At 66.4% G+C, this 21,438-nt stretch carries 21 protein-coding genes and 2 riboswitches; of the genes, 9 read left to right on the top strand and 12 right to left on the bottom strand.

Annotation, left to right across the window (positions count from 1 at the left end):
• Nucleotides 1-23: 23 nt before the first annotated feature.
• Nucleotides 24-136: riboswitch (TPP riboswitch) on the top strand.
• The 6 genes from thiO to M1248_RS17795 all read left to right on the top strand — a co-directional run bounded on the left by thiO (nt 126) and on the right by M1248_RS17795 (nt 5,905).
• The gene (gene thiO / locus M1248_RS17770) at nt 126-1,193 is read left to right on the top strand and encodes a glycine oxidase ThiO (RefSeq protein WP_317149233.1); all 1,068 of its coding nucleotides are present in this window, start codon (nt 126-128) and stop codon (nt 1,191-1,193) included. Its footprint overlaps the riboswitch before it by 11 nt.
• Nucleotides 1,190-1,387, top strand: a complete 198-nt coding sequence (gene thiS, locus M1248_RS17775) for a sulfur carrier protein ThiS (protein ID WP_163734249.1) — start codon at nt 1,190-1,192, stop codon at nt 1,385-1,387. Before thiO ends, thiS begins: the two co-directional genes overlap by 4 nt.
• Entirely contained in the window at nt 1,380-2,138 is a 759-nt protein-coding gene (locus M1248_RS17780; RefSeq protein WP_163734252.1) for a thiazole synthase, read from the top strand. The genes thiS and M1248_RS17780 overlap by 8 nt, the downstream gene beginning before the upstream one ends.
• Complete coding sequence (locus M1248_RS17785) at nt 2,135-2,920, top strand: SGNH/GDSL hydrolase family protein (protein ID WP_174262156.1); 786 nt, start codon at nt 2,135-2,137, stop codon at nt 2,918-2,920. The genes M1248_RS17780 and M1248_RS17785 overlap by 4 nt, the downstream gene beginning before the upstream one ends.
• 10 nt (nt 2,921-2,930) lie before the next feature.
• Nucleotides 2,931-4,445, top strand: coding sequence for a M28 family metallopeptidase (locus tag M1248_RS17790; RefSeq protein ID WP_163734255.1), 1,515 nt, complete (start codon nt 2,931-2,933; stop codon nt 4,443-4,445).
• Nucleotides 4,442-5,905 carry a M28 family peptidase gene (locus tag M1248_RS17795; RefSeq protein WP_163734257.1) on the top strand — a complete coding sequence of 488 codons (1,464 nt, stop codon included), beginning with the start codon at nt 4,442-4,444 and terminating at the stop codon, nt 5,903-5,905. Before M1248_RS17790 ends, M1248_RS17795 begins: the two co-directional genes overlap by 4 nt.
• Here the strand turns inward: M1248_RS17795 and M1248_RS17800 are convergent.
• From M1248_RS17800 to M1248_RS17810, 3 genes are read right to left on the bottom strand one after another with little or no spacing between them, the layout of a single operon-like run.
• Nucleotides 5,859-7,157: a uracil-xanthine permease family protein gene (locus M1248_RS17800; RefSeq protein ID WP_163734260.1), complete on the bottom strand. Its 1,299-nt coding sequence runs from the start codon at nt 7,155-7,157 to the stop codon at nt 5,859-5,861. The genes M1248_RS17795 and M1248_RS17800 overlap by 47 nt on opposite strands.
• Entirely contained in the window at nt 7,145-8,404 is a 1,260-nt protein-coding gene (locus M1248_RS17805) for an APC family permease (protein WP_317149234.1), read from the bottom strand. The genes M1248_RS17800 and M1248_RS17805 overlap by 13 nt, the downstream gene beginning before the upstream one ends.
• A 14-nt stretch (nt 8,405-8,418) precedes the next feature.
• Entirely contained in the window at nt 8,419-8,760 is a 342-nt protein-coding gene (locus tag M1248_RS17810; RefSeq protein WP_163734262.1) for a hypothetical protein, read from the bottom strand.
• A 124-nt stretch (nt 8,761-8,884) separates the two neighbouring features.
• Here M1248_RS17810 and M1248_RS17815 point away from each other — a divergent pair, with 124 nt between their 5' ends.
• Nucleotides 8,885-10,126, top strand: coding sequence for a TetR/AcrR family transcriptional regulator (locus M1248_RS17815; protein ID WP_317149235.1), 1,242 nt, complete (start codon nt 8,885-8,887; stop codon nt 10,124-10,126).
• On the opposite strand, the gene M1248_RS17820 is transcribed toward M1248_RS17815, so the two are convergent.
• From M1248_RS17820 to thiD, 5 genes are read right to left on the bottom strand one after another with little or no spacing between them, the layout of a single operon-like run.
• Complete coding sequence (locus tag M1248_RS17820) at nt 10,093-10,365, bottom strand: hypothetical protein (RefSeq protein WP_163734268.1); 273 nt, start codon at nt 10,363-10,365, stop codon at nt 10,093-10,095. The two genes, M1248_RS17815 and M1248_RS17820, sit on opposite strands and share 34 nt — an antisense overlap.
• 19 nt (nt 10,366-10,384) lie before the next feature.
• Nucleotides 10,385-11,872: an NAD(P)/FAD-dependent oxidoreductase gene (locus M1248_RS17825; protein WP_317149236.1), complete on the bottom strand. Its 1,488-nt coding sequence runs from the start codon at nt 11,870-11,872 to the stop codon at nt 10,385-10,387.
• A gap of 43 nt (nt 11,873-11,915) precedes the next feature.
• Nucleotides 11,916-12,542, bottom strand: coding sequence for a septum formation family protein (locus M1248_RS17830; protein WP_163734273.1), 627 nt, complete (start codon nt 12,540-12,542; stop codon nt 11,916-11,918).
• Nucleotides 12,543-12,602: 60 nt separating this feature from the next.
• A complete protein-coding gene (locus M1248_RS17835; RefSeq protein ID WP_317149237.1) occupies nt 12,603-13,229 on the bottom strand; it encodes an alpha/beta family hydrolase in 627 nt (208 codons plus the stop codon).
• A complete protein-coding gene (gene thiD / locus M1248_RS17840; protein ID WP_317149238.1) occupies nt 13,226-14,062 on the bottom strand; it encodes a bifunctional hydroxymethylpyrimidine kinase/phosphomethylpyrimidine kinase in 837 nt (278 codons plus the stop codon). The genes M1248_RS17835 and thiD overlap by 4 nt, the downstream gene beginning before the upstream one ends.
• Before the next feature lie 195 nt (nt 14,063-14,257).
• Here thiD and M1248_RS17845 point away from each other — a divergent pair, with 195 nt between their 5' ends.
• Entirely contained in the window at nt 14,258-15,442 is a 1,185-nt protein-coding gene (locus M1248_RS17845) for a transposase (RefSeq protein WP_317149239.1), read from the top strand.
• A gap of 46 nt (nt 15,443-15,488) precedes the next feature.
• Here M1248_RS17845 and thiC read toward each other — a convergent pair whose 3' ends face one another.
• On the bottom strand, nt 15,489-17,075 hold the full coding sequence (thiC, locus tag M1248_RS17850; RefSeq protein WP_410506683.1) for a phosphomethylpyrimidine synthase ThiC: 1,587 nt from the start codon (nt 17,073-17,075) through the stop codon (nt 15,489-15,491).
• Nucleotides 17,059-17,169: riboswitch (TPP riboswitch) on the bottom strand. It overlaps the preceding gene by 17 nt.
• Nucleotides 17,170-17,284: 115 nt before the next feature.
• Here thiC and M1248_RS17855 point away from each other — a divergent pair.
• Nucleotides 17,285-19,042 (top strand): MFS transporter, encoded by a 1,758-nt coding sequence (locus M1248_RS17855; protein ID WP_317149240.1) that lies wholly within the window; start codon nt 17,285-17,287, stop codon nt 19,040-19,042.
• A gap of 4 nt (nt 19,043-19,046) precedes the next feature.
• Here M1248_RS17855 and M1248_RS17860 read toward each other — a convergent pair whose 3' ends face one another.
• Genes M1248_RS17860 through M1248_RS17870 form a run of 3 tightly spaced genes read right to left on the bottom strand, consistent with a single transcriptional unit; the run spans nt 19,047 to nt 21,358 of the window.
• A complete protein-coding gene (locus M1248_RS17860) occupies nt 19,047-19,847 on the bottom strand; it encodes an exodeoxyribonuclease III (protein WP_163734294.1) in 801 nt (266 codons plus the stop codon).
• Nucleotides 19,848-19,874: 27 nt separating this feature from the next.
• Nucleotides 19,875-20,765 (bottom strand): GNAT family N-acetyltransferase, encoded by an 891-nt coding sequence (locus M1248_RS17865; protein ID WP_317149241.1) that lies wholly within the window; start codon nt 20,763-20,765, stop codon nt 19,875-19,877.
• On the bottom strand, nt 20,765-21,358 hold the full coding sequence (locus tag M1248_RS17870; RefSeq protein ID WP_163734298.1) for a peptide deformylase: 594 nt from the start codon (nt 21,356-21,358) through the stop codon (nt 20,765-20,767). Before M1248_RS17870 ends, M1248_RS17865 begins: the two co-directional genes overlap by 1 nt.
• Between the last annotated feature and the right edge of the window lie 80 nt (nt 21,359-21,438).

Genomic DNA, 21,438 nt, shown 5'->3' on the forward strand with positions numbered 1-21,438 from the left:
CCGCGACGCTAGCGACTACCGTGAAGTCGACACACGGGAGTCCCGGGACCGGGGGCTGAGAGTGGGCACGCCCTGCCCTTACCGTCACACACCTGATCCGGGTCATGCCGGCGAAGGGAGGGGAAATGGCCTCAAATGGAATTGCCGGCTCGCCGGCAGAGAGATCACTCGCGGTCATCGGCGGTGGCGTCATCGGGCTGGCGGTCGCACGACGGGCTGCCCTCGACGGTTGGACCGTGCGCGTGCACCGCAGCGACGAGCCCGGCTCCTCGTGGGTGGCAGGCGGCATGCTCGCCCCGCACAGCGAGGGCTGGCCCGGTGAAGAGCGGCTGCTACGGCTGGGGCTCGCGTCGCTGAAGCTCTGGCACAGCGGGTTCCTCGACGGTCTTCCCGACAGCGTGGTCACCGCGCGCGAATCGCTGGTCGTCGCCGTCGATCGGGCCGACGCCGCGGACCTGAGGACCGTCGGCGAGTGGTTGGCGGCTCAGGGGCATCCGGTCGAGCCGACGACCGCCGCCCGCGAGATCGAACCGCTGCTCGCGCAGGGCATCCGGCACGGCTTTCGTGCCGAAACCGAACTGGCCGTGGACAATCGGGCGATCGTCGATGCGCTCGCCGAGCACTGCGAGCGGCTCGGAGTGCTGTGGGCGCCGCCGGTCGGTGAGTTGACCGACGCTGTGGCGGACGCCGTGGTGATCGCGAACGGTATCGACGCGCCATCGTTGTGGCCCGGTCTGCCGATCCGCCCGGTGAAGGGAGAAGTGCTGCGGCTGCGCTGGCGACGGGGGTGCATGCCGGTACCGCAGCGCGTGATTCGCGCCCGAGTGCACGGCCGCCAGGTCTACCTCGTTCCGCGGCACGACGGCGTGGTCGTCGGCGCCACCCAGTACGAACACGGCCGTGACACCGCGCCCGCCGTCACCGGTGTGCGCGAACTGCTCGATGACGCGTGTGCCGTGATGCCCGCGCTCGGCGAGTACGAATTCGCCGAGTGCGCAGCCGGTCTTCGTCCGATGACGCCCGACGGACTGCCCATCGTCGGCCGGCTCGACGAACGCACACTGGTCGCCGGTGGACACGGACGCAACGGCTTTCTGCTGGCGCCGTGGACTGCCGAGGCGATACTGGGGGAGCTGAACGGTGTTCCGTTGCCTGAAGCTGATTTGGTGGGAAGTGCGATGAGGAGCCAATGAAGATCTCGGTGAACGACGAAGCGGTCGAGGTCGACGACGGCACGACCGTGGCCGCGTTGGTGGAACGGCTGGGATTCGGCGAGAAGGGCATCGCGGTGGCCGTGGACCTCTCGGTGCTGCCCCGGTCGGAATGGCAGACGACGCTCGCCGACGGCGCGCGCGTCGAGGTGGTCACGGCGGTGCAGGGTGGTTGACGCGAAGCTGACGATCGCCGGTCGCGAGTTCGGATCACGCCTCATCCTCGGTACGGGCGGTGCGGCGAACCTGACGGTTCTCGAAGAGGCGCTGGTGGCCTCGGGCACCGAGCTGACCACGGTGGCGATGCGTCGCGTCGACAGCGAGGGCGGCACCGGTGTGCTGGACCTGTTGAACCGGCTCGGCATCACCCCGTTGCCGAACACCGCGGGCTGCCGCGGCGCCGCCGAAGCAGTGCTGACCGCCCGGCTCGCCCGCGAAGCACTACAGACCGAATGGGTCAAGCTCGAAGTGATCGCCGACGAGCGCACGCTGCTGCCGGACGCCGTCGAATTGATCAAAGCCGCAGAGCAGTTGGTCGACGACGGATTCGTCGTGCTGCCCTACACCAACGACGATCCGGTGCTCGCACGTCGGTTGGAGGACACCGGCTGCGCGGCCGTCATGCCGCTGGGCTCGCCGATCGGCACGGGACTCGGCATCGCCAACCCGCACAACATCGAGATGATCGTCGAACACGCATCGGTGCCTGTCGTGCTCGACGCCGGTATCGGCACCGCGAGCGACGCCGCGCTGGCGATGGAGTTGGGCTGCGACGCAGTGCTTCTCGCGACGGCGGTCACCCGTGCCGCCGATCCGCCGACCATGGCCGCTGCGATGGCGTCGGCCGTCACCGCCGGATATCTGGCTCGGCGCGCCGGCCGGATTCCGAAGCGCTTCTGGGCGCAGGCATCCAGCCCCTCCATATGAAACGGTATGTGGCGCTGGGCAGCTCGATGGCCGCCGGGCCGGGAATCCGGCCCCGCGCCCAGGGCGCCCCATTCTTGGCGGGTCGTTCGGCCCGCAACTATCCGCACCTGGTCGCTGAGCGGCTCGGTCTCGAGCTGGTCGATGTGACGTACTCCGGCGCGACCACCGCCAACGTGCTGGCCGAGCCGCAGCCCGGCGCCGCGCCGCAGATCGAGGCGCTCGATGGGACCGAAGACCTGATCACCGTCACCATCGGGGGCAACGACGTCGGCTACGTGCCGCTGCTGTTCGCGGCCGGGCTGCCGAGGCTCGTGCGTGCCCTGCCGCTGGTCGGTCGGCGGTTGACCGACCGGCTGGATGCCTCGGCGCGTGAGCGGGCACTGGTCGAGGTCGCCGAGTCGCTCAGGACCGTCGGTCGGACCCTGCGCCAGCGCTCACCCGGGGCGCGCGTGTTGTTCGTCGACTACCTGACGCTGCTGCCCCCGTCCGGTACCGCCGCCTCGCCGCTGTCCGACGCCGATGCCGCCATGGGACGGCACGTCGCCGACGAGTTGGCGCGGGCCACCGCGCAGGCCGCCGCCGACACCGGCTGCGGGCTTGTCCGGGTCGCCGAGCACAGCGTCGACCACCACGCGTGGTCCGACGAACCGTGGACGACCGGCTTCGGTCTGCCCGTGCCCTGTCGCCCCGCGCCCCTGCACCCCAACGCGGCGGGCATGCGGGCGGTCGCCGATCTGGTCGTCGCGCAGGTGTCCGGTCCCGGTGCCGCCGAGTCGGGATAACGTGGTGGCGATGGGGCACAAAACGTGGTGGAGATTGGCCGCACTGCCGGTGGCCGCCGTCCTGGTGCTGGCCGGGTGTGGACGCGAGATGCGCCCCGAGCCGTCGCAGCCTCCGGCCACCCCGGCGGGGCCCACCACGGCGGCGACGGTCTTCGCGCAGAAGATCTCGGAGGCGGTGACAGGCGACGCGCTGATGGCGCACGTCACCAAGCTGCAGGAGATCGCCGACGAGCACGGGGGCAACCGGGCACTCGGCACCCCCGGGTATGACGCTAGCGTCGACTATGTGGCGAACACCCTGCGCGACAAGGGTTTCGACGTACAAACCCCTGAGTTCGAAGTTCGCCTGCCATATTCCGACGAGCCCGCGCTGACGGTGTCGGGCGCCAGAGTCGAGGCGTTTCCGCTGGAGTTCACCATCGGTACGAAGGGTGACGGGGTGGCCGGTGAGCTGGTGCCCGCCCGCGTCGAGGACTCACCGGGATGCACGGCATCCGATTACGACGGTCTGCCGGTCCAGGGTGCGATCGTGCTCGTCGATCGTGGAGAGTGCCAGTTCGGCGACAAACAGGCCGTCGCCGCTGAGCGCGGCGCGGTCGCGTTGGTCGTCGCCAACAACATCGACGGCGACGAGATGGGCGGCACGCTCGGTCCCGACACCGATGTGAAGATTCCGGTCATCGGGGTCACGAAGGCCACCGGCGAGCGACTGCGGGCGGATCCCGGCCCGGCCACTGTCAAGCTCAACGCCGGCGTGCGCGTGGAGCGCACCCGCAACGTGGTCGCCCAAACGAAGACGGGGTCCACGTCCGACGTCGTGATGACGGGTGCACACCTCGACAGCGTGGCGGAGGGGCCCGGGATCAACGACAACGGCTCGGGGGTGGCCGCGGTGCTGGAAACGGCGCTGCAGCTGGGGAGCTCGCCGGACGTGAAATACGCGGTGCGGTTCGGGTTCTGGGGAGCTGAGGAACTCGGCCTGCTCGGGTCCAACGACTATGTGGCATCGCTGGATCACGACGCGCTGATGGATCTTGCGCTCTATCTGAACTTCGACATGGTCGCCTCGCCCAATCCGGGTTACTTCACGATCGACGGCGATCAGTCCGCGCCGCCGGATCCCCGGCAGCAGGCGCCACGCATCCCGGAGGGGTCGGCTGGGATCGAGCGCACGCTCGTGGCCTACCTCAAGAGCGCGGGGAAGAACCCCGAGGACGTCCAATTCGAAGGCCGGTCGGATTTCAGCAGTTTCACGCTGGCCGGTGTGGCCGCCGGTGGTCTTTTCACCGGCGCCGAGGAGAAGATGACGCCCGAACAGGCCGAGCGGTGGGGTGGCGAGGCGGGCCAGCCGTTCGACCCGAACTACCACAAACCCGGTGACACCATCGACAACATCGACCGTACGGCGTTCGAAATCAACGGTCGCGGTGCGGCATACGCCGTCGCGCTGTACGCGCAGGATCAGTCCGGACGCAACGGTGTGCCGATCCGCGAGGACCGCACACGTCACGTGCTCGAATCATGAAGCGATGGGCGGCCGTCCTTGCGGTCACTGCGGTGCTGACGTCGTGCTCCTCGTCGGACCCCGTCGGCCCTGCGCCGGATCTAGCGGCCGAACTGGCGGGCAAGGTCGGCGCGGACGGAATGTATGCGCACCTGAACGAACTGCAGAAGATCGCGGACGCTAACGGCGGTACCAGGGCCAACGGCACCCCCGGCTATGACGCCAGCGTGGACTACGTTGCAAAGTTCCTGCAGGACAAAGGATTCGATGTCCAGACTCCGGAGTTCGAGTTGCTCGCCCGCTCGGAGGGCGGCGACCCGAAACTCACGATCGGCGGCCGCAACTACAACGTCGAGCAGGCATCACTACTGATCACCACACCGCGCGCCGGGTTGAACGGGGTGACGCTGCGACCGCAGAGGACATCGACGGGCTGCCGTTCCGCCGACTATGGCACGGTGTCGATGAGGGGGGCGATCGCCGTCGTCGACGACACCGGCTGCTCGGTCGTCGACAAGCAGAACGCCGCCGTCGACCGGGGTGCGGTGGGCATGCTCGTGGTCAGCGCTCCGGCCCCGGGCGCGGGCAGCCCACCCGGCCTCTTCACGCCGGGCTACTACCAGCAACTCACCGTGCCGGTCGGTGTCATCGGCAACGACGCGAACGCGGCGCTGCGGCGCACGACCGCGCCCGTGAAGCTGATTCTGGACAACAAGCCCGTCATGAAGAAGGCGCGAAATGTGCTGGCGCAAACCAAATCCGGTGACACCAGCAATGTGGTGATGGTCGGTGCGCACCTCGATAGTTCTGCCCGCAGCCCCGGCATCAACGACGACGGCTCAGGGGTCGCAGCGGTGCTGGAGACCGCTGGGGCGCTCGGTTCGGCACCGCAGATCAAGAACGCCGTGCGGTTCGCACTGTGGGGTTCGGAGGAGAATGCGCTGCAGGGTGCGACGAAGTACATCCGCGGACTCGAGACCGGACAACTCGACGAGATCGCACTGTATCTCGACCTCGACATGATCGGCTCACCCAACGCCGGCTACTTCACCTACGACGGCGACCAGTCGGGCCAGTTGAATCCCGAGATCCCGCTGGATACCGTCCCGGTCGGTTCAGCCGGCATCGAACGGACCCTGGCGTCCTACCTCAACGGTGCGGGCGTGCGGCCCGCCGACATGCCGCTGACCCGCTACACCGACTACAACGCATTCCTGACCGCAGGCGTGCCTGTCGGCGGACTGACGACGGGTGCCGCGCAGCGGAAAACCGAAGTGCAGGCACGGCTTTGGGGCGGCCGCGCCGGTGCGCCATATGACCCCAACTACCGGACTCCGCGCGACACGGTGGACAACATCGACCGCGATGCGCTGTCGGTGATGGGGGCGGCGGCAGCCTTTGCGGTCGGCACGTACGCGCAGTCGCTCGAGGGCGTCAATGGAGTTCCGACGCGGGATCAGCGACATCGGAGCGCTCCCTAGTCCGCCGCAAGCCCAACAGCCGCATGCCGTGATACACGACCAGGGCGGCGATCGACCCCAGCGCGATGCCGGTGAACGTCAAATTGCCTGCATGCCAGGTGAAGTCGGCGATACCGATGACGAGAGGGATGGCCGCGGTCATCTGGTTGATCGGCTTGGAGAAGTCGACGCCGTTGGTCAGCCAGATCCGCACGCCGAGAATGCCGACCAATCCGTAAAGGACAACGGTGGCCCCGCCGAGCACTCCGGCGGGGATGGCCGAGATGACGGCGCCCACTTTCGGGCACAGCGACAGCGCGATGGCGACCGCCGCGGCAACCCAGTACGCCGCCGTCGAATAAACGCGGGTGGCGGCCATCACGCCGATGTTCTCCGCGTACGTGGTGGTCGCCGAGCCGCCGCCGAAGCCCGCCAGCGTCGTCGCCACGCCGTCGGCGGCCAGCGCGCGGCCCGTCACCGGATCGACGTCGGTGCCGGTCATCTGACCGACCGACTTGACGTGCCCGATGTTCTCGGCCACCAGGGCGATGACGGCGGGCAGGAACATCGGCAGCACCGCCAACGTGAAGGTCGGGGTCTGGAACTCGGGAAGCCCCACCCAAGGCGCGGCCTTGATACCCGAGGTGTCGACCTCGCCCAGAATCAGCGCCAGCAGGTACCCGGCGAACACGGCTATGAAGATGGCGAGCCGTCCGACGATGCCGCGGAAGAACGCCAGCGTCGCCAGCAACAGCACCAATGTGACGATGCCGACGAGCGGGCCCTTCTCGAAGTTCGACTTCGCGGCGGGCGCGAGGTTGAAGCCGATCAGCGCGACGATCGCGCCGGTGACGACCGGAGGCAGGGTCACATCGATCCAGTGCGTGCCGACCAGATGCACGACGGCGCCGATGACGATCAGTGCGACACCGACCGCCACCAGGCCACCAAGCGCGCTGCCCGTGCCGTTTGACGCGACGGCCGCGGTGACCGGAGCGATCACCGAGAAGCTCGAACCGAGATAGCTCGGCAGCCGGTTACCGGTGATCAGCAGGAACAGCACCGTGCCGATACCCGAGAACAGCAGGGTGGTCGCCGGCGGAAATCCGGTGAGCACCGGCACCAGAAAGGTCGCGCCGAACATCGCCACGACGTGTTGTGCGCCGATGCCGATCGTGCGGAACCAGTCGAGCCGTTCGTCAGGCGCGACGACGAAATCGTCGTCGGCACGGGCGTCGACCTTGGTCCATGTCAACATCGTCAACGAAGCCATGCTCTAAGACCGTAGGCAACCGTGCCTGCGAGCACCACGCAACTGCCAACGAGCACCGACGAGAGGGGCAGGGTGAACGCGAGCAACAGGCAGCCCGCCAGGCCCACGCCCGGAATGATGCGCGCCGCCCAAGCTTGATGTCGCCGGCCGTCCGGCTCCAGCGTCCACGCCGACGCGTTGGCGATCGCGTAGTACAGCAGCACGGCGAACGACGAGAAGCCGATCGCCTCTCGGACATCCAAGAGTGCCGCTGCCACCGCCACCACGATGCCGACGGCCACCTCGGCGCGATGTGGGCTGCCGAACCGAGGGTGCACGGCGGCCAGGGCATGCGGGAGGTGGTGGTCGCGCGCCATCGCCAAGGTGGTGCGCGAAACCCCGAGAACGAGAGCGAGCAGTGAACCGAGCGCGGCGACGGCGGCCCCGACGCGGACGACGGGTTCCAGCGCGGGAAAGCCCGCCGCGGTGACCGCGTCGGCGAGCGGAGCGCTCGTAGAAGCCATTGTGTCACTGCCCAATTCGGCCAACACCGCGACGGCGACCACGCCGTAAACAACCAGTGCGATGGTCAGCGCGATCGGGATGGCGCGTGGGATCGTGCGGGCCGGATCGCGTACCTCCTCGCCGAGCGTCGCGATGCGTGCGTAGCCGGCGAATGCGAAGAACAGCAAGCCGGCGGCCTGCAGCAGGCCTGCAACGGAGACGTCCGAGCCGACGCCGATTCGCGCCACATCCGCGTCGCCGAAGCCGAGGATGACGACCACCACTGCCGCGAGCACCGCAAGCACCACGGCGACGATGGCGCGGGTCAGGAGCGCTGACTTCTGAATGCCGGTGTAGTTCAACGCCGTCAGTGCCACCACCGCTGCGACCGCGACGGCGTGTGCCCAGGTCGGCCACGCGTAGTAGCCGACGGTGAGTGCCATGGCCGCGCAGGATGCCGTCTTGCCGACGACGAAGCTCCACCCCGCGGTGTAGCCCCAGAAATCGCCGAGTCGCTCCCTGCCGTATACGTAGGTGCCGCCGGATTGCGGATACCGGGCCGCCAACCGGGCCGAGGAGGTCGCATTGCAGTACGCGACGACCGCGGCGATGCCCAGGCCCACGAGCAGACCGGACCCGGCGGCCGCCGCCGCAGGGGCCAGCGCGACGAATATGCCCGCGCCGACCATCGACCCCAGGCCGATGATGACGGCGTCGAAAGTGCCGAGCCGCCGGGAAAGCGCAGGACCGTCCGGCGTGCTCACACGACGATGCTATTTCAGGCGACGGGGTCCTTCCCGAATGCCGATTCGCGGCCCCAGAGCAGCGCTGCCACCGCAACGAGTACGGCAAGCGCAATCGACGCGATCACCACGGGCGGGATGGTCCACAGGCGGCGCACGCGAACGGCTGTCTCGCACTGGTCGACGTAGGTGTGCTCACCGGCGGCGGCCGCGGCCTGGCTCAGATCGGTGGCGAATCCCGTCCCGCACTTGATCTGGAAACCGTATTGGTCGAAGGCGTCGAGGAAGACGGGAAAATTGAGCGCCAGCAGCCCCGCGGCGATCACGACGACGCACCCGACGCCGAAGTAGAACGCGCGATGGTGATAGTGATGCATACGGCCCCCGTTCGTGTCGCGGAGCCTCTATGTTAATGTCCGTTCTCCCCGTCGCCACTGCTTTTGGCGGGTTTTCGACCTGGTCGCATTCGGTGTTTGGGTAACTTCGGTTATGGTGTCTGCCATGGCGCGCCCCCGGCCAGCGAGCGGCGAAACGATTCGGCGCCGCCCCAAGGATCGCAAGGCCCAGATCGCTCGTGCTTCGGCCGAAGCGTTCAGCACGCTGGGCTTTCACGGCGTGAGTATGGAAGCCATCGCGTCTCGCGTTGGCATCTCGGCCGCGGCGCTGTACCGGCACTACACCGGCAAGTACGAACTCTTCCGTGATGCGGTGCTCAGCCTCGGCCAGCAGCTGGTGGACTGCACAGAGTTCGCCGACGACGCCGCGACCGAGGACCCCCAAATCGTCCTGCACCGACTGGTCGCCGCGCTCATCGACACCGCGATGGCCAATCGCGAAGCCGGCGGACTCTATCGATGGGAAGGCCGCTATCTGCGCGGCGACGACCAGGCCACGCTGATAGCGCAGATGCGCACCGTGCACCGCCGGATCCAGCGACCCCTGTGCGTCATCCGCCCCGAGCTCACGGGTCGGCAACGCTGGACGTTGTCGACCGCGGTCCTTTCGGTGCTTGGCAGCATCGTCGATCACCGGGCCAAGCTGCCCGCGATTCAGGTGCGGGCGTTGCTGGCCGAGCTCGCGGATGTCGTTCTGGCGGCCGAACTCCCCGACCCCGCCGACGATCAGGACGCCATCGAACCTCACGCGTCGACGGGCACGGAGCCGTCGAGATACGAAGCGCTGCTTGACGAATCGATGCGGTTATTCAATCTCAACGGATATCGCGACACCGGGATGGAAGACATCGCCGCGGCGGTCGGCATGCCGGCGTCGGGGATCTACCGGTACTTCTCCGGCAAGAGCGACATCCTCGCGGCGGCGTTCCGCAGGGCGGCCGATCGCCTCTCGGCGGATACCTCGACTATCACGGCCACGATCGGCGATCCGCAGGACGCGCTGACCGCGGTCATCGATGCCTACGTCGCTCGGTCGTTCGACCAGCCCGAACTCGATTACGTCTACTACAGCGAGCGGCTCAACATGACCGCGGCCGATCAGAAGATCCTGCGCAACATGCAACGCTCCACGGTGGAGGCATGGGTCGAGCTGGTCGTGGCGGTCCGTCCGGAGTGGACACCGGGACAGGCGCGGTTCGCCGTGCACGCGGCGATGTCACTGGTGGTCGATCTCGGCCGCCTGATGCACTACGAGCGATCGGTGCACAGCTTCGAGACGATGGAGCGACTGCTTGACCTGACGCTGTTGGGCCGCTATCGGTTACGAGCGACGTTGCCCACCAAGTAGGCCAGGTACCCGAGCACTCCGACGACGGCCAGGCGACGGGTCTTCGGTGCTGCCAGACCGAGGCCCAGGGCCGTCTCGATGCCGCCATTGATATAGATGTTCTGGCGCGTGTTGCGCGGAAAAGCCGGCGCGGTGATCGATTCGAAGAGCTGAGGACGGGCGAAGTGGGCCAGGCCTGTCCCGGCGAGGGCCAGGCCCGCTATCGTCGCGCCACGCGAATTCTTCTGTTCTGAGGGCACTGCTACCGATCCTCTCTGATCACGAAATCTGATAGTCGCTCAGCGGGTAATCGGAGGCTTCCTTCAACGCCGCGCGCGTCGAAAGGGGGCGCAGCAGGTTGGCCTCGCCCTTCGGGTCGAAGTAGTACGACCTCGATGTCGCGCAATTCCCGCGCACGAACACCGAATTCCCGATCAGCTCCGACATCCGGTCCAGATAACGGGTGTTGGCTTCCTCGGTGACTTCGAAGGTCGTCGCACCGCGGCGCTGCACCTCGCCGAACAGCCGGTCCATATGGCGCATCTGGTATTCCACCGTGTTGAAGAAGTTCAACCCGAGGAACGCGTATGGGCTGGCCATGCTCAGGTAGTTCGGGAAGTACGGAACCGTCAATCCCTGATATGCCTGGAACCTGGTGTCGCGCCACCACTTTCCGAGGTTACGGCCTGCACGGCCGACGATTTCGATGGCCGGGAAGTTGGCCTCCCACAGGTCGAACCCGGTCGCGAGTACGAGTGCGTCGATCGGCGTCCTGGTGCCGTCGCTGGAGACGATGGCGTCCGGCTCGACGTGGTCGATCCCGCTGGCTTGCAGGTGGACATGGCGCTTGTTGAAGATCCGGTAGTAGTCGTTCGAGAACGTCGGCCGCTTACAACCGAAGTCGTAGTCGGGGGTCAACTGCTCACGCACTTTTCGATCCCGAACGGACACCATGCGGTGGGTCTTGGACAGGTCGCCCGCCGCGACATTGAGCCGCCGAAGGAAAAGGTTGTTCTGGTGGAGTTCGACGAAAATGAAGAATTCGTACAGCGCGTCGGTGATGGCGCGGATGGCCCGCTGCGCCAAGGGCACTCGTGCGAAAAGGCGCTTTGCACGCTCGGAGAAACGGAAATCGACCTTGGGTACCACCCAGATCGCGGTGCGCTGATAGACGGTGAGGTCGGCCGCCTTCTTGGCCAGCTCGGGGATGAGCTGGACCGCGGTGGCACCGGTGCCGATGACGGCGATGCGCTTCCCCTCGAGGTCGTAGCTGTCGTCCCATTCGGTGGTGTGGATGATCTTGCCCGCGAACTGGGTGATCCCCGGGATGTCCGGTGTCTTCGGCTGGGAAAGAAAGCCAGTGGCGGTGATCAGGTAGCGCGCGGTGACGGTCTGACCGCCGGCCAGCGCAATGCACCAGACCTTGGTCTCCTCGTCCCAGCGGGCGCTCTCCACGCTGGTGTTGAACCGCATATGGTGGCGTACGTCGTACTTGTCAGCGACATCGTTGGCGTACTGCTTGATCTCCGCACCGGTGGAGAAGAGTCGCGACCAGTTGGGGTTCGGCTCGAAGAAGTAGGAGTAGGTGGTCGTCGGGACGTCGACGGCCAGGCCGGGGTAGCGGTTGATGTGCCATGTCCCGCCGAGATCGTCCTCCCGGTCCAGAATGACGAAATTCTCGTAGCCCATCCGCTTGAGTTGGATGGCAGCACCGATCCCCCCGAAACCGGCGCCCACGATTACGGCGTCGAATTGTTCCGAAGTCATGGAAGAACGGTACCTCAGGTACTGCTCAACTCCCGTGAAGGACTCAGCCTCTGATGGAGCCGGCCCGCGGCGGGTCGAGCGTCGCGACGCAGGTCACAGCCCTGTCGCCCTGTTCCCACGTTTCGGCTGTGGGGTACAGCACGTAGAGCTGGACACTGTCGTCGGTCATCGACGAGGGCGAATAGCTCGCAAGCTCCGGGCTGCACTTGTCGGCGTACGTGTCGATGGCCGCCTGGCCGGGAAAGTCGTCCCCAGGCATCTGCAGCACCGCGAACACCTCCCCTGCGTGCGGTTCGGCGCAATCGATGGTCTTGACGGTCAGCACTCGGGTGTCGCCGGGGATCTCCGAAAGGCAGTCGCCCATCTCGACGTCGGTCGCGGTGACGGTGCCCTGGCCGACGGCGAAGTAGAGCGCGACCCCGCCACCGACGACGAGCACGATCAGCGCCGCAATGACTCCCAGGACGATGAAGACGATTTTCTTGGAGTTCGACTTCTGTGGCGGGGGAAAATAGCCGGGCGGCTGCTGGGAGTAAGGCGGCGGCGGGGGCGGCGGGTACGCGCCGGGCGGTGGTGGGTACGCGCCGGGGGGTGGTCCGTACGGAGGTTGCTGACCGTATGGAGGCGGCTGCTGGCCATATGGCGGGGGATTGCCCGGCGGCGTGGTCACCCCGTGACATTAGCGTCAAGCGCGGATCGATGACCACCGCTAACTTGTCGGTGTCTGTCCCTAGGACGCAGCGTCCAGCAATCGCAATGCCGCGTCGACCGCCAGCGCCGGGACATTCAGCGTCTTCGAGCCGAGATCATGGCGGGCGCCGTTGATCTCGACGATCTCGGTGGTGCCGGAGATGAGCGCCGCCGCGGTGCGTAGCTCGTCGATCGACCCGAACGGGTCGGCGGTGCCGTGGGTGAACACTGTGGGCACGGATATCCGCGGAAGATGTTCGGTGCGCGCCCGTTCCGGCTTGCCGGGAGGATGCAGCGGATACGAAAACAGGCTCAGTGCATCGACTTTCGCGGCATCGTCGGCGACGACCATCGACGTCATGCGGCCGCCGTACGAGTGTCCGCCCGCGACGACCGGTCCTTTGGTTAGGCTGCGGGCCAGCTCGACGGCTTCGACGATTCCGGCCTGGTCGGTCGCAGCGGAGTTCGACGGCGGCCCCTTCGGCCGTCTCCGTCGATAGGGCAGGTTGTAACGGACCGCCAGCCAGCCGCGTGCGGCCCACTCGTCGCAGATTTTCTGCAGCAGTGGGGAATCCCGACTACCGCCGGCGCCATGAGTCAGAACGACAGTGCCTCGCGGCTTACCCGCGGGTTCGTGGGCGATGCCCGCGATGTCGTCGAAGTTCATCCGTGGAGCCTGAAGAGTGCAGACACCGGCCCATGGCCCTGACCCAGCGGATACGCCGCTCGCAGACATTCAGTGACCCAACGCTTTCCGAACGCCACCGCATCCGGCACGGTGTAACCGTGGGCCAGCGCGCTCGCTATTGCGGCGGCCAACGTGTCACCCGCCCCGTGGTCGTGTCCGGTGTCGATGCGGGCGGTGTCGAACTCGAAGAAGTCGGTTCCGTCGAACAGCAGATCAGGGCTCTGCGACGACGACCTCAAGTGTCCGCCCTTCACCAGCACCCACTGCGGTCCGAGCGCATGCAGGGCATGCGCAGCCGCCCGCTGCGACGCGTCGTCGACGACGTCGACGTCGACGAGCAGGCGCACCTCGTCGAGGTTGGGTGTCACCAACGTGGCCAGCGGGAACAGCCGGCCCGTGAGGGAGTCCAGTGCGCTGGGATGCAGCAGCGGATCGCCGTGCATCGATGCGCACACCGGGTCGACGACGAGCGGCACGGCGCCGGCCAGGCCCTGTGCGCGCCAGGTGTCAGCGACGGTGTCGATGATCGCCGAGGACGCCAGCATGCCGGTCTTGGCGGCCTGAACACCGATGTCGGACGCCACGGCTTCGATCTGGCCGGCGATGACATCCAGTGGTATTTCGTGAAACCCTTTGACCCCCAGAGAATTCTGTACGGTCACCGCGGTCACGGCGACGAGTCCGTGCATGCCGAGCATCGCGAACGTCCGCATATCGGCCTGGATACCCGCACCGCCACCGGAATCGGACCCGGCGATCGTCATGACCCGAAGAGGGGTCTGGCCCGGCGGCGTGAGCGGAAGGAAACTCATGACGTCGTCCCTGCTGTGGTCGAAGGTGGGCGGTTTCGTACGGCCTCATCGGCTCGTCGCGTATGAAACCGTGCCGTCGACAGTGGAGGCATTGTCATGGTTCGTTGCGGCGTGGAAACCTGCGGCTTTAGCCGGTGCAAGGAACGCCGCCTCTCCTTTCGGTGACTTGTCGGTGGTAGCCACTAGGTTGCTGGTGTGTCGCGATACCGTTTGGTTCCTAACGCTGAGCAGGCGGTGCTCCTGGCCGAGCATTGTCGTCACGCGCGGTATGTGTGGAACCTGGCGGTCGAGCAGCAACAATACTGGCAGCCCGGGCGCCGCGCGCCGGGCTATAACGAGCAGTGCGCTGAGTTGACGGCCGCCCGAGCTGAGCACGACTGGTTGGCGGCGGGTTCGCAGACCGTGCAGCAGCAGGCGCTGCGGGATTTTGCCGAGGCGATGGGCAACTTCTTCCGTGGAACGCACCGTCGCCCGACGTGGCGTAAAGCCGGTGTGCACGAAGGGTTTCGACAGATCGCGGTGAAATCGCGTCACGTCGAGCGTGTGAATCGCCGGTTCGGCCGGGTATGGGTACCTAAAGTCGGGTGGGTGCGCTTCCGCTGGTCGCGGTCTGTACCTGGAGGTGTGAGATCCTACCGGGTCACCCTCGATCGGGCCGGCCGCTGGCATATCGCGTTTGCCCACGTCCCCAATCCGATCGCGGGTCCGGGCGTGGGCAACGTGGTGGGTATCGACCGTGGCGTGGTGGTGTCGGCGGCATTGTCGACCGGAGAACTGCTGTGTGCCCCGGGCCTGAGCGGTAGTGAGGCCAAGCGGTTGACGGTGCTGCAGCAACGCATAGCCCGCGCCGAGCGCGGCTCGCGCCGGCGCGCTCGCACCAAGCGCGCCATCGCCAAGCTCAAAGTGCGGGAGCGAGACCGACGCAAGGACTGGATCGAAAAGACCACCACGGACATCGCGCGGCGCTTCGACACCATCCGCATCGAAGCCCTTAACGTGCGCGCGATGACCCGCAGCGCGCGCGGCACCGTCGATCATCCCGGTGTGCGGGTGACACAAAAGCGCGGCCTCAACCGGGCCATCAGTCGAAGCGGATGGGGGCTGCTCGCTGCGCGGTTGCAACATAAGGCTTTCGGTCGGGTGGAGCAGATCCCGGCCGCATACACATCGCAGCAATGCTCGGCGTGCGGGCACGTCGCTCCCGAAAACCGCAAGAACCAAGCGGTGTTCGAGTGCGCAGCTTGCACCACAGGGCCGTGTAACGCCGATGTGAACGCTGCACGCAACATCGCCGCCGGACGGGCGGTGACAGCCCGGGGAGACCTCGGCGCTAGCCGGTCGACGAACCGTGAACCTCAACCTTGCTCTCCTGCCACATAGGTAGTAGGTCGGGTTGGAATCCCCCGCCTTTAGACAGGGGAGGACGTCAAGCCAGTGGAAGATAGACCTGGTTGCCGTGTTCGGCGAACTCCTTGGACTTTTCGGCCATCGCGTCGCGGATGTCCTGCGTGATGCGCATGGAGCAGAATTTCGGACCGCACATCGAACAGAAGTGCGCCGTTTTCGCTGGTTCAGCGGGAAGGGTTTCGTCGTGAAACTCGCGGGCCGTGTCCGGATCCAGCGACAGCGCGAACTGGTCGTGCCAGCGGAACTCGAACCGAGCACGCGAGAGCGCGTCGTCCCGTTCCTGCGCGCGGGGGTGTCCTTTCGCCAGATCCGCGGCATGCGCGGCGATCTTGTAGGCGATCACGCCGTCCTTGACGTCCTTGCGGTCCGGTAGTCCCAGGTGTTCCTTCGGCGTCACGTAGCAGAGCATCGCAGTACCCGCTTGGGCGATCATCGCGGCGCCGATCGCCGAGGTGATGTGGTCGTAGGCCGGTGCGATGTCGGTCGTCAGCGGGCCCAACGTGTAGAACGGAGCTTCGTCGCACAGCTCTTCTTCGAGGCGGACGTTCTCGACGATCTTGTGCATCGGGACGTGACCGGGACCCTCGATCATCACTTGCACGCCATGAGATTTCGCGATCTTGGTCAGTTCTCCGAGCGTGCGCAGTTCGGCGAACTGGGCGGCGTCGTTCGCGTCGGCGATCGAGCCTGGCCGTAATCCGTCGCCGAGCGAGAACGTGACGTCGTAGCGCTGCAGGATCTCGCACAGTTCGGCGAAGTGGGTGTAGAGGAACGACTCCTGATGGTGGGCAAGACACCAGGCGGCCATGATGGAGCCGCCCCGGCTCACGATTCCCGTCACGCGGTTGGCGGTCAGCGGCACGTAACGCAGCAGGACGCCTGCGTGCACGGTCATGTAGTCCACACCCTGCTCGCACTGTTCGATCACGGTGTCGCGGTAGCACTCCCACGTCAGCGCCACCGGATCGCCGTTGACCTTCTCCAGCGCTTGGTAGATGGGCACGGTACCCACGGGCACCGGCGAATTGCGCAGGATCCATTCCCGCGTCAGGTGGATGTCGCGACCGGTGGACAGGTCCATGATCGTGTCGGCGCCCCACCGGGTGGCCCACACCATCTTGTCGACCTCATCGGCGATCGAGCTGCTGACAGCCGAATTGCCAATGTTCGCATTGACTTTCACCGCGAATGCCTTGCCGATGATCATCGGTTCGGCCTCGGGATGGTTGTGGTTGGCCGGGATGACTGCGCGCCCCTGTGCAACTTCGGCACGAACCAACTCGGGTGCCAGCCCCTCGCGGGCGGCGATGAACGCCATCTCGGCGGTGACCTCGCCTGCGCGGGCGCGTTGCAGCTGGGTGCCGCGGTCTGACACCACACCGGGACGCGGCGGCAGTCCCCGGTGCAGGTCGAGCGCCGCGTCGGTGTCGGTGTACGGGCCCGAGGTGTCATAGAGGTCGAAGTGCTCGCCGTTGGTCAGGTTCACGCGGCGGAACGGCACTCGCATCCCGTCGAGGTCCCGGTAGACCTTGGTACTGCCCGCGATGGGCCCGCTGGTCACCGCTGGGGTCGAGGTGGGAACGTCGGAATGCAGCACTTTCAGCATCTCCCTACGCCGGCATTACCCGGTCAGGTTCGTACGGTCGACGGGCCTACCCGTCCTCTCAGCGCACTGGGTGTGCGCTCCCGTGTGTGGACTCCTGCCACGCTAGCGCAGGCGGTGCGTGCCTGGGAATAGGAATTGCTCCGCGTTGCTTTGTATAGCTAATATATGTTTTTTGTGCCGATAGCCGTGGACACGTGAAGCGAAGATTGATGACGACCGATATCGAGAAGACGAACCCGCCGGCCGACGAGGCGTTGAGCGAGACCTCGCTACGACGTACGCGCATGGACCACGACCATCCTTTCTACAAGTGGATCGTGCTGTCCAACACCACGCTGGGCATGCTGCTGGCGGCGATCAACGCGTCGATCGTGCTGATCTCACTACCCGCGATCTTCCGCGGCATCGGATTGAACCCGTTGGCTCCCGCCAACGTCGGTTACCTGCTCTGGATGCTGATGGGTTATCTGGTGGTGACCGCGGTGCTCGTCGTGTTCTTCGGACGGCTTGGCGACATGTACGGCCGCGTCCGCATCTACAACCTCGGATTCGCGGTCTTCACCGTCGCGGCGATTGCGTTGTCGTTCGATCCCTTTCATCTCGGCGGCGGCGCCGTATGGCTGATCGCGTGGCGCGTTGTCCAGGGCGTCGGCGGTGCGATGCTGATGGCGTCGTCGGCGGCGATCCTCACAGATGCGTTTCCGTCCAACCAGCGCGGTATGGCACTCGGCGTGAACATGGTTGCCGCCGTTGCAGGTTCGTTCCTCGGCCTGCTCATCGGAGGGGTGCTCTCGGAGTTTCACTGGCAGGCGATCTTCTGGGTAGGCGTGCCGATCGGGTTGCTCGGTACCATCTGGAGCTATCGCTCGCTGCGTGAGCTCGGCGTGCGGACCCCGGGCCGGCTGGACTGGGCGGGCACGTTGACCTTCGGGGTCGGGTTGACCGCACTTCTCGTCGGGATCACCTATGGCATTCAGCCCTACGGCAATTCGACGACGGGGTGGACCAACCCGTGGGTGCTCGGTTCGATTCTCTTCGGTGTGCTGCTGCTCGTTGCCTTCTGCTTCGTCGAGCTGCGGCTCGAGGAACCGATGGTGAACCTTCGGCTGTTCCGTTCGACATCGTTCGGCATGGGCAACCTCGCGGGCCTGATGTCGTCTGTGGGACGTGGTGGCCTGCAGTTCATGCTCATCATCTGGTTGCAGGGGATCTGGCTTCCGTTGCACGGCTACAGCTTCGAGTCGACGCCGTTGTGGGCCGGCATCTACCTGCTACCCGCGACGTTCGGCTTCCTGGTCGCGGCTCCACTCGCCGGAACACTGGCGGACCGCTATGGCGCCAGGTTGTTCACGGTCGGCGGGATGGCGCTGATGGCAGTTTCGTTCATCGCCCTGGTGATGATCCCGGTCAACTTCGACTACTGGGTTTTCGCGCTGCTGGTCTTCGTGAATGGTCTCGGTGGTGGGATCTTCACCGCGCCGAACACCGCGGCCATCATGTCCAGCGTGCCCGCGGCCGAGCGCGGAGCCGCATCGGGAGTGCGGGCCACCTTCTTCAACGCCGGATCGTCGCTGTCGATCGGAATCTTCTTCTCACTCATGATCATCGGGCTGGCCAACACGCTTCCGGGCGCGCTGAGCACTGGTCTGCAGGAGCAGGGCGTCTCGGCAACCGTGGCGCACGAGGTGGCGAACCTGCCGCCGGTCGGGAGCCTGTTCGCGGCGTTCCTCGGCTACAACCCGATGGCCGAACTGCTCGAGCCCTACCACGCGTTACAGCAGCCGGGCGTGAATGCCGACGTGCTGACCGGACAGACGTTCTTTCCGCACCTGATCATCGAACCGTTCCACGCCGGCCTGGTTGTGGTATTCGTCGCGGCCGCGGCGATGATGGTCGTCGGTATGGTCGCGTCGCTGTTCAACCCGGGCCGCTATGCCGACGAGGAGAACGTCGACATCTCTGCCTAGTTGCTCACGCCAGATCGACCAACACAGGAGCATGATCGCTGGGGGACTTACCTTTTCGCTCCTCGCGGACGATCTCGGCGTGGCTCACACGTTGGGCCAGCGCCGGTGATCCGAGAATGAAGTCTATGCGCATACCGCGGTTCTTCGGGAACCGCAGCTGCGTGTAGTCCCAGTAGGTGTATACGGCGGGTCCGGGGGTGAAAGGCCGGACCACGTCACTGAACTGAGCGTCGAGGATGGCGTCGAAGGCCGATCGCTCCGGCTCGGTGACGTGGGTGCTGCCGGCGTAGGCCTCCACGCTCCACACGTCCTCATCGGTCGGCGCGATGTTCCAGTCACCGACCATCGCGATCTGTGCCGACGGGTCGTCGGTGAGCCACTGCTGTGCCGTACTGCGCAGCGCGGCAAGCCATTCCAGCTTGTAAGCGTAGTGCGGTGAGCCGACGAAGCGGCCGTTGGGCACGTACAGGCTCCACACCCGCACCCCGTTGCACGTCGCACCCAGCGCACGCGCCTCCGCCGCGGCCTCGACCTCCGGCTTGTCGCTCCACGTCGGCTGCCCGTCGAAGCCGACCTGGACGTCATCGATACCGACCCGGGACGCGATCGCGACGCCGTTCCACTGGTTGAACCCGCAGTGCACCACGTCGTAACCGGCGGCCAGAAATGGCATGGTGGGGAATTGCTCGTCGGAGCACTTGGTCTCCTGCATCGCCAGGACGTCGACGTCGGCACGCTCTAGCCAGTCCGCCACCCGATCGACACGAGCGCGGATCGAGTTGACGTTCCACGTGGCCAAACGCATGGGCTCGAGCCTAGTTGTCAGGGTCCGCTAGCGGTTGTCGATCCGCCAATAGCGCGAGCGGTGGTGCAGCGCGAACCGTAGCGACTCGAAAAGCGCTATCGCGGAGGCATTGTCGTCGAGGACCTGGGTGTAGGCGCGGGTGGCGCCGTGGTCTGCACCCCAGCCGAGCAGCGCGCTACACAGTCTCCGCGCATGGCCGTGCCTGCGTTGATCGGGAGCCACCTGCAATGCAGACAAACCCAGCCAGCGAGTACGGTCGGGTGCCTCGGTCACCGCGGCCCGCGCCACCGCTGCACCCGCGAGCGTCGCGAAGATCACCGAGCCACCGATCACCGCGTTCAGCACGTCGATGGGTACGTCGCGGTCATAGATGCGCATCCACTCGTCATCCGGTTGTGGCGCCAGCCGCACCGCGCCAACGCCTTCGCCCGGCTCGATATCGCATGTCATGACGAGGTTCTCGGCCTCGGTCGACGCCTGCGGCGGAACACGAAAAAGCCGGTCCGGCACGCTCACCAACGACGCCGCCGTCCGAGCCGCATACCACTCGGTGATCGCACTTATGTCGGTGCCAACGGAAAAGTCCAATGGGACCGCCGAATTGGCGCGCCTCGTGCTGCCGTGCCCGTAGCGGCAGAACCATCCGTCCACCCACTGCTGCTCGACGCCCGGCCAGGCCAGCGCCGCCGCGTGCTCGAGGTTGCGAATGTCGGCCGTGCGCACCGGCGCGTCGGCCAGCGCCTTGATCACCACGACGTCGTCAACCGCCACGGCCACGACGTCTCCGCGCTTTGTGCGCACCTGCAGCGTGGGCCCGGTCTGCACCAGGTGACCGATCACGTCCGTCAGCGGTGGCACCGACCCGGCGGGCAGGCGGTGACGAATCATCACCCGCGTACCCATCGGCGGGATCTGCATCAGTGACCGAAGGGGTCGGGATCCTCGCCGGGCGTCCACGTCAGTCCTGGCACGCCCCAGCCGTGCGACTTCACCGAGCGTTTGGCGCTGCGCGCGTGCCTGCCGACCAGGCGGTCCAGATACAGGAAACCGTCGAGGTGGCCCGTCTCGTGCTGCAGCATCCGCGCGAACAGACCGGTGCCCTCAAGCGTGATCGGCGTGCCGTCGGCGTCCAGGCCCGTCACCCGCGCCCAGTCCGCGCGCCCGGTCGGAAACGATTCGCCGGGCACCGATAGGCAGCCCTCGTCGTCGTTGTCCGGGTCGGGCATCGTCTCCGGAATCTCGGACGTCTCGAGGACAGGATTGACGACCACACCTTTGCGCCGTGTGACCCTGCCGCGTTCGTCGGCGCAGTCGTAGACGAACACGCGCTTGGCCACGCCGATCTGATTCGCCGCGAGCCCGACACCGTTGGCTGCCGCCATCGTGTCGTACAGATCGGCGATCAGGTCCGCGAGATCCGCCGGCAGCGAACCGTCCTCACCGACGGGTATGGGCTCGGTCGCGGTGTGTAGGACGGGATCTCCTACGATGCGTATCGGTACAACAGCCACGCGGAACAGCTTAAGTCGGCAATCCTTATCGCCCGACTCGCGGGCATGTCGGACGCCTCAGCTTGCAAACCCGTGGTTGA

The sequence above is a fragment of the Mycobacterium sp. 29Ha genome (genome assembly GCF_032883055.1).
Lineage (GTDB): Bacteria > Actinomycetota > Actinomycetes > Mycobacteriales > Mycobacteriaceae > Mycobacterium > Mycobacterium gallinarum.

Excerpts from the sequence above, each read along its gene's own strand:
- thiO (WP_317149233.1), top strand. The coding sequence starts at position 126 with ATGGCCTCAAATGGAATTGCCGGCTCGCCGGCAGAGAGATCACTCGCG.
- thiS (WP_163734249.1), top strand. The coding sequence starts at position 1,190 with ATGAAGATCTCGGTGAACGACGAAGCGGTCGAGGTCGACGACGGCACG.
- M1248_RS17785 (WP_174262156.1), top strand. The coding sequence starts at position 2,135 with ATGAAACGGTATGTGGCGCTGGGCAGCTCGATGGCCGCCGGGCCGGGA.
- M1248_RS17790 (WP_163734255.1), top strand. The coding sequence starts at position 2,931 with ATGGGGCACAAAACGTGGTGGAGATTGGCCGCACTGCCGGTGGCCGCC.
- M1248_RS17795 (WP_163734257.1), top strand. The coding sequence starts at position 4,442 with ATGAAGCGATGGGCGGCCGTCCTTGCGGTCACTGCGGTGCTGACGTCG.
- M1248_RS17800 (WP_163734260.1), bottom strand. The coding sequence starts at position 7,157 with ATGGCTTCGTTGACGATGTTGACATGGACCAAGGTCGACGCCCGTGCC.
- M1248_RS17810 (WP_163734262.1), bottom strand. The coding sequence starts at position 8,760 with ATGCATCACTATCACCATCGCGCGTTCTACTTCGGCGTCGGGTGCGTC.
- M1248_RS17815 (WP_317149235.1), top strand. The coding sequence starts at position 8,885 with ATGGCGCGCCCCCGGCCAGCGAGCGGCGAAACGATTCGGCGCCGCCCC.
- M1248_RS17825 (WP_317149236.1), bottom strand. The coding sequence starts at position 11,872 with ATGACTTCGGAACAATTCGACGCCGTAATCGTGGGCGCCGGTTTCGGG.
- M1248_RS17835 (WP_317149237.1), bottom strand. The coding sequence starts at position 13,229 with ATGAACTTCGACGACATCGCGGGCATCGCCCACGAACCCGCGGGTAAG.
- thiD (WP_317149238.1), bottom strand. The coding sequence starts at position 14,062 with ATGAGTTTCCTTCCGCTCACGCCGCCGGGCCAGACCCCTCTTCGGGTC.
- thiC (WP_410506683.1), bottom strand. The coding sequence starts at position 17,075 with ATGCTGAAAGTGCTGCATTCCGACGTTCCCACCTCGACCCCAGCGGTG.
- M1248_RS17855 (WP_317149240.1), top strand. The coding sequence starts at position 17,285 with ATGACGACCGATATCGAGAAGACGAACCCGCCGGCCGACGAGGCGTTG.
- M1248_RS17860 (WP_163734294.1), bottom strand. The coding sequence starts at position 19,847 with ATGCGTTTGGCCACGTGGAACGTCAACTCGATCCGCGCTCGTGTCGAT.
- M1248_RS17865 (WP_317149241.1), bottom strand. The coding sequence starts at position 20,765 with ATGCAGATCCCGCCGATGGGTACGCGGGTGATGATTCGTCACCGCCTG.